Annotated in this window: 13 protein-coding genes and 1 tRNA gene; 13 read left to right on the top strand and 1 reads right to left on the bottom strand. The window is 44.8% G+C overall.

The window, feature by feature from the left end:
- The first annotated feature begins 32 nt into the window (after positions 1-32).
- The 9 genes from PAEAM_RS26140 (at position 33) to PAEAM_RS26100 (ending at position 9,720) form a co-directional block, all read left to right on the top strand.
- Entirely contained in the window at positions 33-761 is a 729-nt protein-coding gene (locus tag PAEAM_RS26140) for a response regulator transcription factor (RefSeq protein ID WP_036609823.1), read from the top strand.
- A gap of 152 nt (positions 762-913) precedes the next feature.
- A complete protein-coding gene (locus PAEAM_RS26135) occupies positions 914-2,095 on the top strand; it encodes a methyl-accepting chemotaxis protein (protein WP_100529453.1) in 1,182 nt (393 codons plus the stop codon).
- A 229-nt stretch (positions 2,096-2,324) separates the two neighbouring features.
- Positions 2,325-3,080, top strand: a complete 756-nt coding sequence (gene pstB / locus PAEAM_RS26130) for a phosphate ABC transporter ATP-binding protein PstB (RefSeq protein WP_036609821.1) — start codon at positions 2,325-2,327, stop codon at positions 3,078-3,080.
- Between the two features lie 63 nt (positions 3,081-3,143).
- The gene (gene phoU, locus PAEAM_RS26125; protein ID WP_036609819.1) at positions 3,144-3,803 is read left to right on the top strand and encodes a phosphate signaling complex protein PhoU; all 660 of its coding nucleotides are present in this window, start codon (positions 3,144-3,146) and stop codon (positions 3,801-3,803) included.
- A 234-nt stretch (positions 3,804-4,037) separates the two neighbouring features.
- The gene (gene polA / locus PAEAM_RS26120; RefSeq protein ID WP_100529452.1) at positions 4,038-6,692 is read left to right on the top strand and encodes a DNA polymerase I; all 2,655 of its coding nucleotides are present in this window, start codon (positions 4,038-4,040) and stop codon (positions 6,690-6,692) included.
- A gap of 118 nt (positions 6,693-6,810) precedes the next feature.
- On the top strand, positions 6,811-7,638 hold the full coding sequence (gene mutM, locus PAEAM_RS26115; protein ID WP_036669994.1) for a DNA-formamidopyrimidine glycosylase: 828 nt from the start codon (positions 6,811-6,813) through the stop codon (positions 7,636-7,638).
- Positions 7,639-7,780: 142 nt separating this feature from the next.
- A complete protein-coding gene (locus PAEAM_RS26110; RefSeq protein WP_036670002.1) occupies positions 7,781-8,554 on the top strand; it encodes a manganese efflux pump in 774 nt (257 codons plus the stop codon).
- Positions 8,555-8,563: 9 nt separating this feature from the next.
- Entirely contained in the window at positions 8,564-9,160 is a 597-nt protein-coding gene (coaE, locus tag PAEAM_RS26105) for a dephospho-CoA kinase (RefSeq protein ID WP_100529451.1), read from the top strand.
- A complete protein-coding gene (locus PAEAM_RS26100; RefSeq protein ID WP_100529450.1) occupies positions 9,157-9,720 on the top strand; it encodes a lytic transglycosylase domain-containing protein in 564 nt (187 codons plus the stop codon). The genes coaE and PAEAM_RS26100 overlap by 4 nt, the downstream gene beginning before the upstream one ends.
- A gap of 82 nt (positions 9,721-9,802) precedes the next feature.
- On the opposite strand, the gene PAEAM_RS26095 is transcribed toward PAEAM_RS26100, so the two are convergent.
- A complete protein-coding gene (locus tag PAEAM_RS26095) occupies positions 9,803-10,024 on the bottom strand; it encodes an alpha/beta-type small acid-soluble spore protein (protein WP_017689472.1) in 222 nt (73 codons plus the stop codon).
- A 116-nt stretch (positions 10,025-10,140) separates the two neighbouring features.
- On the opposite strand from PAEAM_RS26095, the gene nrdR reads away from it, so the two are divergent.
- The 4 genes from nrdR to PAEAM_RS26075 all read left to right on the top strand — a co-directional run bounded on the left by nrdR (position 10,141) and on the right by PAEAM_RS26075 (position 13,466).
- The gene (gene nrdR, locus PAEAM_RS26090; protein WP_036609807.1) at positions 10,141-10,608 is read left to right on the top strand and encodes a transcriptional regulator NrdR; all 468 of its coding nucleotides are present in this window, start codon (positions 10,141-10,143) and stop codon (positions 10,606-10,608) included.
- Between the two features lie 268 nt (positions 10,609-10,876).
- A tRNA-Ala gene (locus PAEAM_RS26085) sits at positions 10,877-10,949 on the top strand.
- A gap of 250 nt (positions 10,950-11,199) precedes the next feature.
- Positions 11,200-13,098, top strand: coding sequence for an ATP-binding protein (locus PAEAM_RS26080; protein WP_243391492.1), 1,899 nt, complete (start codon positions 11,200-11,202; stop codon positions 13,096-13,098).
- Between the two features lie 59 nt (positions 13,099-13,157).
- Positions 13,158-13,466: a hypothetical protein gene (locus PAEAM_RS26075; RefSeq protein ID WP_100529448.1), complete on the top strand. Its 309-nt coding sequence runs from the start codon at positions 13,158-13,160 to the stop codon at positions 13,464-13,466.
- Positions 13,467-13,790 lie beyond the last annotated feature (324 nt).

The following is a 13,790-nucleotide window of genomic DNA, read 5'->3' as shown; positions in this document are numbered from 1 at the left end:
AACAGACAACCTATGAAGAGAGAAGGGGTATCATGGCACAGCGTTTACTAGTTATTGAAGATGAACCTACATTATCAAGATTACTCACGTATAACCTGACACAGGAAGGTTATGACGTTACGGCAGAGGATCACGGATCTGCAGGATATGATCGGGCCTTGTCCCAGGAATTTGATCTCATTTTGCTGGATTTGATGCTTCCGGGCATGAATGGTCTGGACATTCTGAGCAAGTTAAGAATACAGGGTGTTAGTACACCGGTTATCATTCTGACGGCCAAGAACGGTGAAGCCGAGGTTGTACAGGGACTGAAATCAGGTGCCGATGATTATATTACCAAACCGTTTGGTGTATCTGAGTTATTAGCCCGAGTGGATGCGGTATTAAGACGTTATTCCAATGGTGAAGATTTACCGCAGCTTGAGGACAAGGATGGCTCACGAATTATTCTGGGAGAGCTGGAGATTTATCCTCTGAAATATGAAGTGACACTGGGTGGACAATCCATCAGTCTGCGTCCGAAAGAGTTCGAAGTACTTCTATATTTGGCCAAAAAGCCGGGTGTGGTACTGACAAGGGATGATCTGATGAACGCTGTGTGGGGCTTCGATTATATCGGAGGTCAACGAACCGTGGACGTTCACGTCAGTTCATTACGTAAAAAGCTGGAGCTGGACCCGGAATCGGTTCACATTGATTCCATTCGTGGTGTAGGTTATAAATTGGTTGTCAAAAGAAAAACTCCCCATCATTCAAGTTAGCAATGATCGGGGAGTTTTATTTTACGTTCATTTAACATAAAGGAAGATTTTTCTTTACGTAGAGGGAGTAGCATGGACTTATCTGAGTGATACTTTGTACCTACATAACCCACCTCAAGACGGAGGTATTACGTAAAGGAGATTGCGCATTTATGCCCATGTTGCTCGAAGTGAAACCTGACCAGCCTCATGTTGTTTTACATAATGAAGAATTAACGACACCCATAATGGAGCAAACTGAAGTAGCACTAGTTGCTGAAGAATCTGTGATCCATTTGCATGACTATTATCGTCAGGTACCTGTCGCCGGAGTCCATACCACCTGTGGAGAAGCTGCCACGATGATGAATCAGGATCAGGAACACCCATGTATCGTATTGTGTGATGAGCAGATGAAACCTACTGGATTGTTAATGCGAGAGACGTTATATCGGATGTTAAATGGCCGTTTTGCCGCAGATCTATTCTACCGTAAGCCGGTCATACAAGTAGTGAATACATCTCCGGTTATTGCAGATATTCATATGGAAGCCGCAACGATTATTGATATCGCACTTGGACGGAATGAACAGCATTTCTACGATTGTCTGTTGGTTACGGACCAAGGCAGACTGCTTGGTGTGTTGACGATGCGGGACGTAATGTCGCTATCTCGCAGATTGCAACAGGCTGTTACGGAAGAGCGCATACGTACAGTAACCGAGAGCAGACAGGAGATATCCAGAATCAACAATGCGGTCACCAAGCTGGTGAATGCAGCGAATCAGACTGTACATGAGGCCCGTGAGATCATGGCATTGTCCAAGCAGGGCGAAGAGAGTTTGAAACACGTTGATGCTTCCTATAACCGGGTACATCAGCATATGGAGAGTCAAGGACAACATGCGGATCACATGCTGAATTCGATCAAAACAGGCTCAGGCATGGCACATTCTATTCGATCCCTGGCAGATCAGAGTGGTCTCCTCGCCCTGAATGCTTCCATCGAAGCAGCTCATGCCGGTGAATATGGACGAGGTTTTCAGATTGTTGCAGGCGAGATTCGAGCGCTCGCAAAACAGACCCGTGAGGTTGCGGGGAACATGTCTTCATTGTTAGAGAATATTGGTGGATTGACCCTTCAGACTGTTGAACTGGTTAAGGCAAGCGGAGCGGAGATTGACGACAGTTCGGTGCATGTCACCGCAGGGGGAGCAACGTTCCGACAACTGAACAGTGCGGTGAGAGATTTGTCTCGTATAGCAGAGGAGATCGCCATGGAAGGCGGGAAAGCTGGAGAAGTTGCAGAGCACATTCGTACGAAGCTGGATGAGATGGTTTCGAATAGTGAGTAAACTATAAAGTAGTCAATAAAGCAGGCATCAGCAATCAGATTGATCCATCAAGCAGATCATGAAGGTTAAGGATGTCTTTTTTACATTCCGTTAACATGAAAGTGATACTGTTTTTACAATGAAAGGGTAGGATATTAAAGATGGCCGAGCAGCGATGAAAGATTATCAGTATCGGTCTCAACGTAAAGGGAGTTTCCGTGTCCCTGCAGCGAAGGAGAAGTGAACATCCATGAAGGACCTCATTCACATTGAAAATCTTAATTTATATTATGATACGCATCACGCGCTTAAAAATATATCGATGGATCTGCCGGAAAAAACCGTTACTGCGTTCATCGGGCCGTCAGGTTGTGGTAAATCGACATTGCTTCGCACGTTAAACCGGATGAATGACATGATTCCGGGTGTTCGTGTGGAAGGACAGGTTATGCTGAATGGCTCTGACATTTACAGTAATGAGATTGAAGTGGAGACACTACGCAAACGAGTTGGCATGGTGTTCCAACAACCGAATCCTTTTCCAAAATCCATATACGATAACGTGGCTTATGGACCGCGCTTGCACGGGGTAACCCAAAAGGCTGAACTGGATCAGTTGGTGGAACAAAGTCTTGTCCATGCTGCCCTATGGGATGAAGTAAAGGATGTATTGAAAAAGTCGGCACTTAGTTTGTCCGGCGGACAACAACAGCGTCTCTGTATTGCACGGGCGCTGGCTGTACAGCCTGACGTTCTGCTGATGGATGAAGCAACGTCTGCACTCGACCCGATCTCCACATTGAAGATTGAGGAGCTAGTGAAAGAATTGCATCACAAGTACACGATCGTTATGGTTACCCACAATATGCACCAGGCGGCACGGGTATCTGGACGCACGGTATTTTTCCTGAATGGTGAAGTGGTGGAGGCAGCTGATACGGAGACGTTATTCTCCACACCGCAAGATTCCCGGACCGAGGATTATATATCTGGAAGGTTCGGTTAAGCGAGCTGAATTGGAATGATCCCGGCATACCCGGAGATGATGGATAAGGAGGACATGAAATCTATGATTCGCAGAAAAGAATTTGATCAGGAGCTTGAAGAGCTGCGTACCTTGCTCAAACAAATGGGTGAACATGTAGGAGCAGCATTGGATGGTGCTATTGAGAGTTTACAAACGATGAACGCGGAGAAAGCTCAGGTCATCATCAAGAATGATGCGAATCTGAATGCCCTTGAAGACAAAATTATGGAACTTGGCTCCAAACTGATCATCACACAACAGCCGGTGGCAAAGGATCTCAGACGTATTATCGTGGCATTCAAAATCTCCAGTGATCTGGAGCGTATGGGAGATCTTGCGCTCGACGTGGCGAAGGTGACACTCCGTATGGATGGACAGAAGCTAATTAAACCTTTGGTGGATATCCCGCAAATGGCAGAAATCGTGAAATCCATGATTGATGAATCCATCGAATCTTTCCTGAAAGAAAACACAGACCTGGCCTACAAAATGGCTCAGACAGACGATCAGGTCGATCAACTGTACAGCCACATGATCAGTGATCTCTACACGTTAATGTCAGAGCATCCTAATCAGGCTTCACAGGCTATGCTGCTGATGATGGTTGGACGTTACATTGAACGGATTGGCGATCATGCAACCAACATTGGTGAGAGCACGGTATACCTGGTGACAGGTAAACGCCCGGATCTGAATCAATAGGAAGAGCATTACTTTGGAATTGGGGAATCAGTACTGATTAAGTAATGCAATCATATGAATGGAAAAGGACTTTCTCTCAGGTAGGCTGTGTACAGCTGTCTGTGGAGAAGGTTCTTTTTTGTGATTAAATGTGAAGTGAAAGAGGCTATTCTTTTTGATGTGACAGGTGGGTATGGTATCATGAGAGTAGATGTAATTTGAAGAGGTTGACCATATAATACGCGAGGTGCTGGAATGGACAAGTTTATTCTCATAGATGGAAATAGCATTATTTACAGGGCGTTTTTTGCAATGCCGCCTCTGACCAACTCGAAAGGTCTGCATACCAATGCGGTATATGGCTTCACTACGATGCTGCTGAGATTGCTTGAAGAGCATAAGCCTACACATGTCATGGTTGCATTTGATGCAGGCAAAATCACGTTCCGCCACGAAGGGTATCAGGAATACAAGGGTGGACGGGAGAAAACACCACCAGAGTTGTCAGAGCAATTCCCTTTGCTCAAAGAACTGCTGAAAGGACTTGGCATTGCTCAGTTTGAGCTCGCTGGATTTGAAGCGGATGACATCATCGGAACGTTAACCAAACGCGCAGATGAAGCGGGTAGACAGGTGCTCGTTGTATCGGGTGACAAAGATATGCTGCAGCTTGCTTCCGAACATGTACATATCGGGCTGACGCGTAAAGGGGTAACCGATATTGAGCTGTATGATCCTGCTCAGATTAAGGAGCGTTATGGTCTGACGCCGCTGCAAATTATTGATCTCAAGGGTCTGATGGGCGATGCGTCCGATAACATTCCAGGGATTCCCGGGGTTGGAGAGAAAACAGCGTTGAAGCTGCTGCACCAGTTCGGATCGGTAGAAGATGTGCTGAACGGCACTAGTGAGCTGAAAGGCAAGATGAAAGAAAAGATCGAGGCCCATGCCGAAGATGCCCGGATGAGCAAACAACTCGCGACGATTCACCGGGAAGTTCCGCTGGAGCAGACGTGGGAGGATATGCAATTCGCTGGATTAAAAGAAGAAAATGCGGGCCCTGCATTGGCCAAGCTGGAATTCAAATCCTTGCTCGAACGCCTGTCGTTCAGTGGCAGCATCGGTTCTGAACAGGAAGCGGTCCCTGCTGCCGAAGTTGAATCCTCCATTGCAACAGAGGACAACATCAGTGAGCTGTTCAGTTCCCTCGATTCCATTGATGTGCTCCACGTGGAGACACATGGGGATAACCCGCACCAAGCGAAACTGATTGGACTAGCTGTAGGTTCCGCTGGAATGTATACGTTCATATCTCCCGAATTGCTTCATTCCGAGGCTGCTGCTCCAGTGCGGGCATGGCTTGGTGATTCAGAGCAGCCGAAGCGCGGTTATGATCTTCATCGTGTGGACCTGGCCCTGCATGCGCATGACATTGAATTCGCTGGTGCGTCATTTGATGTACAACTGGCAGCGTATTTGCTTGATCCAACGGAATCCAACCAGACGATTAGTGGACTCACGACCAAGTATGGTCTGCCGTCACTTGTGGAGGATGACACGGTTATGGGCAAAGGGGCCAAGTACAAGGTACCGGAAGTAGAAATACTGGGGGATTTCCTATGTCGGAAGGCTGCTGCAGTAGCAGCCATTATTCCACTTCAGGAGCAGGTGTTGGAAACCGATGAGATGAATTCACTGTTCCATGAACTGGAGATGCCTTTGTCACGCATATTGGCGGACATGGAGAAACAGGGTATCAAGGCCAATACAGCCGATCTACAGGCTTTGGGCAGTGAGTTTGAAGAACAGATCAGCAGGTTGATGGCTGAGATTTACAAGCTGTCAGGAACGGAATTTAATCTGAATTCACCAAAGCAACTGGGTGAGATTTTATTTGATAGACTGGGCTTGCCAGTGGTGAAGAAAACAAAAACGGGTTATTCCACAGATGCGGAAGTATTGGAGAAATTGGCTCCTTATAATGATGTGGTCAAGCATATTCTGCAATATCGTCAGCTTGCCAAGCTGCAATCCACTTATGTGGAAGGATTGCTCAAAGAGATATCCAATCGGGATGGCAAGGTGCATACGTATTATCGTCAGACCATTGCTGCAACGGGACGACTTAGCAGTCAATTCCCGAACTTGCAGAACATTCCGATTCGGATGGAAGAAGGTCGCAAAATCCGGAAGGTATTTGTTCCTTCCGAGCCAGGATGGTCCATTTTGGCAGCAGACTATTCCCAGATTGAACTGCGAGTACTGGCCCACATTTCGGACGATGAGCGCTTGAAGGAAGCGTTTGTCAACGATATGGATATTCATACAAAGACAGCTTCGGATGTATTCGGTGTGAAGCCTGAGGATGTGGATGGGGATATGCGTCGTTCCGCGAAGGCAGTTAACTTTGGTATCGTGTATGGCATAAGTGATTATGGCTTATCACAGAACCTGCACATTACACGTAAAGAGGCCGCGCAGTTTATAGATCAGTATTTTGAAGTATTCCAGGGTGTGCGCCGATATATGGATGATATTGTGAAGGAAGCTCGCCAGGATGGTTACGTCAAAACGCTGTTGGAACGTCGTCGCTACCTGCCAGAGATTAATGCCAGCAACTTCAATCTGCGTTCCTTCGCAGAGCGTACGGCGATGAATACACCGATTCAGGGAACAGCGGCAGATATCATCAAGCTGGCCATGGTACAGATGGATGAAGCGTTGCGGGAACGCAAGTTGAAGAGCCGTATGTTGCTTCAGGTGCACGATGAACTTGTATTCGAAGTGCCTGCGGATGAATTGGAACTGATGAAAGAGTTAGTACCTTCTGTTATGGAAAAAGCTTTGGAACTGTCGGTTCCGCTGAAAGCCGAAGTCAGCTTTGGTGATAACTGGTACGAAGCGAAATAAATCAAGTGCTGCGCGGTTTTTCCGGTATTTTACAATAGGCCCTTCCATGTTTGAGATATAAGAAAAGGGTCCCGCTGAGCGCTATCTTCCGTTATAATATAGGGGAGGTGAGAACATCATGCCGGAATTACCGGAAGTCGAAACAGTCAGAAGAACATTGAATCAACTTATTGTGGGCAAAACGATTGATCATGTTACCGTTAGCTTGCCGCGGATTATTCAGCGGCCGGACGACATAGATGCATTTGCAATGGAACTCGCGGGACATACCGTCATTGGCGTGGAGCGCCGCGGCAAGTTTTTGCGTATTTTGCTGGACGGGCTGGTGCTTGTCTCCCATCTGCGGATGGAAGGAAGGTACGGTGTGTACGAGCAGCATGAAGATGTGGAGAAACATACACATGTGATCTTCCATTTTAATGATGGTACGGAATTACGTTATAAGGATGTGCGTCAATTTGGTACGATGCATCTGTTCAATGCAGGTGAGGAACTGGTGTCCAAACCTCTGCTGAAGCTGGGACTGGAGCCGCTTGATCCAGCCTTTACGGTAACTGCATTCCGCGAGGCGGTTGGCAAGCGTACAACCAAAATCAAGGCTGTACTTTTAAATCAGGCATATGTGGTTGGTATCGGGAATATTTATGTGGACGAGGCTCTATTTCGCGCAGGTATCCATCCCGAGACCATCGCCAAGACACTGACCGAAGCTCAGTTAACGGTGCTTCATGAAGCGATTGTGGCTACGCTGCAAGATGCAGTGAATGCAGGTGGATCATCCATCAAGTCCTATGTGAATGGACAGGGTGAGATGGGGATGTTCCAGCATCAACTGAAAATCTATGGACGCAAATCAGAACCTTGTACAACTTGTGGTACGTTAATTGAAAAAACGGTGGTTGGTGGCCGTGGCACGCATTTTTGTCCGAACTGTCAGCTGCTGTAACATGAACTGAATGAACGAAATGATGAAATCATAGCACCCTTGGATTCCTCCCTCCATATACTGATATGGCAGAAATAAGCGGGCGTATACCCATACTGGCATCTTCAGTTGGCACGAGTACCGCACAGAGGAGGAGTCCGGGGTGCTGCATCATTTTATTTCATTGCTGGCGCTTGCTTTGGCGCTTAGTTTAGATGGTTTTGGAGTCGGGATTACATATGGGTTACGGAGGACTAAGATTCCCCTGTTATCTATCGCTGTTATTTCGATCTGTTCAGGATTGGTTATTGCCTTGTCGATGCAAGTAGGTGTGTTGTTGTCCCATGTGGTGTCACCGGATATCGCTTCGATCGTGGGAGCCGTCATATTGATAGGTATTGGTGCATGGTCACTGTTGCAACTAATTCGAAAGCAAGGCAAAGAACAGCTGGAAACAGACACTGGAATGGGTGAGGCAGCAGAAGCAAAGGTAACTGGAGTGGGAGAAGCACAAGAGAGACTGTCGGATTCAAAGGGCAGGAATCAGGTGCTTGCACTGGATCTGGAGCAGTCGGCTTCAAATGGATCACTGGAACGAATGGTATTTACACTGGAGCTGCGCAAGCTGGGCGTTGTCATTCAGATCCTTCGCAGTCCCTCCAAGGCGGATATGGATAACTCGGGGAGTATATCTGCTCAAGAAGCGATGTGGCTGGGTATTGCCCTGTCTCTGGATGCGTTTGGAGCAGGTTTGGGAGCGGCACTTCTGGGATTCCCTACACTATGGACAGCACTCATTATTGCACTGTTTAGTGGGGCTTTTCTGTCACTCGGCATGAAGGTTGGCCTACGATTCTCAGCTCTGCGCTGGATGCGAAGACTGTCTGTATTGCCAGCGCTATTGTTAATGATTATGGGAATAATGAAGTTGTTATGAGGTGAAACGATGAATATAGGCTTAACCGGCGGGATCGCGACAGGCAAAAGCAGTGTTTCCGCCTATCTCGCCAGTAAGGGAGCGTTGCTCATCGATGCAGACGTTATTGCCCGGGAAGTTATGATGCCCGGGCATCCCGTGTTGGCCGCCGCTGTTAAGCGGTTTGGACAAGCCATACTGAACGAAGATGGAACACTGGATCGGAAAAAGCTTGGAAGTATTGTTTTCGAACAACCAGAGGAACGAAAGGCATTGGAGGCTATCACACATCCGGCGATCCGAAGAGAGATGCGCGAACGGGCTGCTGCATACGCGTTGCAACATCCGGATAAACTTGTGGTATCTGATATTCCTTTGCTCTACGAATCAGGTCTGGAGGACGGTTTCGAGGAAGTCATGGTTGTATATGTTCCGAGATCGGTGCAACGAGATCGCTTGATGAGTCGGGATGGAATGACTGCAGCACAGGCCGAGGCTCGAATGGATGTACAGATGGATATTGAGCGCAAAAAACAGCTGGCAGACATTGTCATCGATAACAGCGGCTTATGGCCTGCGACGGAGCAGCAAATTGACTCATATCTACAGCGTAAGGGTTTGTTATGAGAATATTGCGTAAGAAACGTTTACTGCTGTTGATGTTTGTGTCCTTTGTACTGGTGTTATTTCTGAATACAAACTGGATGGCATGGTTCTATCCCATACATTATAAGGAAGAGATCCGTGCCCAATCTCAGAGTTATGAGGTTGATCCGTTTCTGATTGCTTCCATTATCAAGGTGGAGACCAATTTTAAGACAAGCAAGGAATCCAAACGAGGTGCCATTGGGCTCATGCAACTGATGCCGGACACGGCGAATTGGATACTGGAACAAGCCAAAATTCCCGACACTTCGCTGGAGGAATTGAAGCACGAGCCTGAACGAAATATTCAATTAGGTACATGGTATCTGCGGAATCTGTCTGATCAATTCGATGGCAATGAAGCAGTTATGATCGCTGCATATAATGCGGGACCAGGCAAAGTAAACAGTTGGCTTAGAGATGGTGTATGGGATGGCTCGTTCGATACAGTGAAAGATATTCCGTTTGGTGAGACGCGTCACTATGTACAAAGAGTCATTTACTATTATAATCAGTATGTAAAGATCTATAATACGTTCTAAGTATATAAGTAGAAGCACAGAGCAGGCCGGTTATTCACCGGCCGCTCCATGCTCCTCTGTGTAGCGTATTACGATGCAGATATTATTGGTATTGACCTGCCAATTGCTGTTCTGCAATTGTTACCAGACGCTTCGTGATGTATCCACCGATCGAACCGTTCTCGTAAGAAGTCATGTTACCTTGGTATCCGTCTTGTGGGATGCTGATTCCGAGTTCTTGAGCAACTTCATATTTCATTTGCTCGAGTGCTGCGGAAGCTTTAGTTACCACCAAGTTGTTGGAGTTACCATTGCTTTGTGCCATTGCTGTTCACCTCCTCGCGGGTTGGTAAAAGTATTATGTGTCGGCAATGCGTTTTTCATTACAAAATCAGTACAGGGAATATGTGGTAAAAAGTAAAACGTGGGAAGTGATCTGTTTTGAAGTGTCCTTATTGCGGTTATATGGGTACCAAAGTGCTTGATTCGCGTCCGGCCAACGAAGCAAAATCCATTCGTCGTCGCCGTGAGTGTGAGCAGTGTGCCCGAAGATTTACAACGTTTGAGATGATTGAGGAGACTCCACTGATTGTCATTAAGAAAGATGGCAGTCGTGAAGAGTTCAGCCGGGACAAAATTCTCCGCGGGCTTATTCGTGCCTGTGAGAAACGTCCAGTCTCCGTAGAGACCCTGGAGATGATGGTATCTGAGGTGGAGAAATCTCTGCGTAATACAGCCGATGCTGAAGTGGAGAGTCGCCAGATTGGTGAGCTATTGATGGAACAGTTGTTTCCAGTCGATGAAGTGGCTTATGTCCGTTTTGCGTCGGTATACCGCCAGTTCAAAGATATCAATATGTTCATGAAAGAACTGAAATCCCTGTTGTCCAAAGACGATCTGGAGGATTAGTGAAGTTGGTAAAGGGAGAAGAGCAGTCTGGAGTTCCAGTCCGTGTGTACCAGAGAAATCGGTTGTTCTTCTCCAATCACTTTGGATCTTGAAAAAGTGATTGACAGCGAAAGCTGGATTTTATATGATATAGAAGTCGCCTGTGGAACGTAGCAGTGCTGGACAAGTTATCTATTTTATATCTTGGGGCCTTAGCTCAGCTGGGAGCACACCATGCAGCGTAAACCAACCAGTGAAAATAAGGTTTTGAAGTAAGGATTATTGATTTGGGGAATTAGCTCAGCTGGGAGAGCGCATCGCTGGCAGCGATGAGGTCAGGGGTTCGAGCCCCCTATTCTCCATAAGAGTTTGGCGAGAAAACGGCAGAGATGCCGTTTTTTTCTTTATCATTGTGGAGTAAAATTAAAGTATTAGTGCTTGCGTAAGGTAAAGAGAACTAGATTATGATGAGGCTCCTGCCACTGGTGGGGGTCTTTTGCTGTCGTAAATGGAAAAATATTCTCGTTTTTGCAATAGGAATAGGATACAATAACTATATGATTATAGCGAAACAAGAAAAATTTGAGCCAGAGGTGATTCTCTTTGAAGTTAGTGAAGGTAATAATTAAGAACTTTCGTTCTTATAAGAATGAAGTGCAAATCCCTTTTGATAACTTTACAGCTCTAATTGGAAAAAATGATGTAGGAAAATCAACTGTTCTTGAAGCACTTGAGATTTTTTTTAACAACAGTTTGGTTAAAATAGAGCAGTCGGATGCATGTGTATTTAATGAAGACAAGAAAGTTGTTATTGGTTGTGTATTCGCTGAACTTCCAGATCAAGTAGTTCTTGATACGGATTCCCTGACAAGTTTTAAAGGCGAATACTTATTGAACTCGCAGGGAGAACTAGAAATTCGTAAAGAATATGATTGTAATTTGAAGACACCTAGAGAAGTTGTGTACTCTTATTCGAGCCATCCAAGCATAGATGGGGCTAATGATCTAATTAAATTAAAAAATGCCGATTTAAAGAAACGTGCACGTGAACTAAGTATTGATTTGACTGGTGTTGATCAGAGATCTAACCCTCAATTAAGAAACATTATTAGGAACAGCTTTCAAGACCTCCAAATAGAAGATGGATTGATCTCTCTAAATGATGACAACGCTAAAGCTGTATGGGGAAGTATTTTAAAAAAACTACCGCAATATGCACTTTTTCAGGCTGATAGACCAAGTAAAGATGATGATTCTGAGGTTCAAGATCCAATGAAGTACGCCATAAATGAGGCAATAAAGAGTGTGGAGGATGAACTCGCAAGTATAAAGGAAACGGTTCGGAATCAAGTAATCAGTGTTGCTCATAGAACGTTGGACAAGCTAAAGGAAATGGATGCTGATCTTGCTAATGAATTGGAACCCCACTTTAAGACAGAACCCAATTGGAATGGGCTATTTAAACTTTCGCTCACCAGTGATAATCAAATTCCAATAAATAAGCGGGGTAGTGGAGTTCGTAGGCTTATTTTACTCAACTTCTTCCGCGCTGAAGTCGAACGTAGGCAATTAGAAGCAGGGTCGACTAGTGTAATTTATGCAATTGAGGAACCTGAAACTGCACAGCATCCTAACAACCAGAAAATGTTGGTAGAGGCGCTGACACAACTCTCAAATACAGATAACTGTCAAGTTATTACTACTACCCATGTGCCGGGGTTGGCTGGTCTACTCAATGTGGACAATCTACGTTATATCGAAGCACAACCTGATAGAAGTAGGAGGGTTAGACATAGTGAGCCTGATGTATATAAAAGAATTGCAGAACAACTGGGGGTATTACCTGATAGTCGTGTGAAAGTATTTATTTGTGTAGAAGGCCCTCATGATGTTCGTTTCTTAAACCATATTAGTAGAATGCTGAATAGGCAAAATCCAATTTTCCCAGACATTGAATCTGATCCTCGAATTGCTATTTTTCATTTGGGAGGAAGCACATTAAAGGATTGGGTTAGTTCAAATTATTTGGGAGGGCTTGGGATTCCAGAGATACATATTTATGATCGTGACGAAGGAGCGACCCCGAAATATCAAGCTCAATATGAAGAAGTAAATCGACGTAAGAATGGTTCTAAAGCATTTATAACCGAAGGAAGAGAAATGGAAAACTACCTTCATCATGATGCCATAAGACAGGAATATAAATTTGAGATTTCATTTTCTTCAACGGATGATGTACCGGAATTAGTGGCAAAAACAATGCATGAAAGTTCATCGGAAAAGCCATGGAATGAGCTGACTGAGGAAAAACAAAAAAAGAAGATTTCAAAAGCGAAGTCCAGATTAAATAATGAAGTAGCTACTATCATGACGTATGAACAGTTATGTCACATGGATTCTAATCGGAATGTGGAGAGTTGGCTACAAGCAGTAAAGGTTCATCTCGAACTTCAAGAGTATCAAATGTTAGCAGCTGCAGGTACTGCTGATAAAGCTGAGGAGAACCACTAGAGGCTCAATAGAAAAATTATTGATTGTTTGCGGTATACTACTAAAATGAGGTGTTTGATTTGAATAATTTAAATGATGTCCGGGAGCATTTAAAGGATTTTGAGACTATCTGGAAATGTAGGATTGTCTCTGGAAGCATTAATTTAGATATTAACCAGATACCAGTCAATGAAATAAATTTTAAGAAATTTCCTGGAACAAGTTTTATTTCAGCGATATCAATTACAAGTAAATCGGGTTCTCCAGAGTTTAATTTCTATGCTAAAGACATCAGCGTAGATGAAATTGAATCTGATGGAGATCTAATAACAATTCACTTAAAGCCAGAAGGAAAAATAATATTAATGTGTACTAAGCCTTCAATTTAATGTGTTTTTGTTTTCAATAGTGAGTTCTTTATTATTTTTTAGAAATGTAAGTTTTCAGATTTAAGGATCAACTTTAAAATATGTAAATTAAGGGTGTGTAAATGACCATCCGTGGTAGAGCGCATCGCTGGCAGCGATGAGGTCAGGGGTTCTATTTCCTTAGGCTCAATAAGAGTGTGACAAAAAAACGGCAGATATGCCGTTTTTTTGTTGGAATCAATTGTTTCTGATGTCACAGAAGGAAAATTTGTTTCTGTTTCTCTGTGGCTAATAACGAATGTAGGTAATTGACGCACAATGTTCTAGTGGAGTACCTATCATAGC

This window comes from Paenibacillus sp. GM1FR (genome assembly GCF_002803315.1).
Lineage (GTDB): Bacteria > Bacillota > Bacilli > Paenibacillales > Paenibacillaceae > Paenibacillus > Paenibacillus amylolyticus.
This window is presented reverse-complemented; position numbering and strand designations above follow the sequence as displayed.

What these genes read in the sequence shown, in the direction of transcription:
- PAEAM_RS26140 (WP_036609823.1), top strand. Translation starts at nt 33, where the DNA reads ATGGCACAGCGTTTACTAGTTATTGAAGATGAACCTACATTATCAAGA.
- PAEAM_RS26135 (WP_100529453.1), top strand. Translation starts at nt 914, where the DNA reads ATGCCCATGTTGCTCGAAGTGAAACCTGACCAGCCTCATGTTGTTTTA.
- pstB (WP_036609821.1), top strand. Translation starts at nt 2,325, where the DNA reads ATGAAGGACCTCATTCACATTGAAAATCTTAATTTATATTATGATACG.
- phoU (WP_036609819.1), top strand. Translation starts at nt 3,144, where the DNA reads ATGATTCGCAGAAAAGAATTTGATCAGGAGCTTGAAGAGCTGCGTACC.
- polA (WP_100529452.1), top strand. Translation starts at nt 4,038, where the DNA reads ATGGACAAGTTTATTCTCATAGATGGAAATAGCATTATTTACAGGGCG.
- mutM (WP_036669994.1), top strand. Translation starts at nt 6,811, where the DNA reads ATGCCGGAATTACCGGAAGTCGAAACAGTCAGAAGAACATTGAATCAA.
- coaE (WP_100529451.1), top strand. Translation starts at nt 8,564, where the DNA reads ATGAATATAGGCTTAACCGGCGGGATCGCGACAGGCAAAAGCAGTGTT.
- PAEAM_RS26100 (WP_100529450.1), top strand. Translation starts at nt 9,157, where the DNA reads ATGAGAATATTGCGTAAGAAACGTTTACTGCTGTTGATGTTTGTGTCC.
- PAEAM_RS26095 (WP_017689472.1), bottom strand. Translation starts at nt 10,024, where the DNA reads ATGGCACAAAGCAATGGTAACTCCAACAACTTGGTGGTAACTAAAGCT.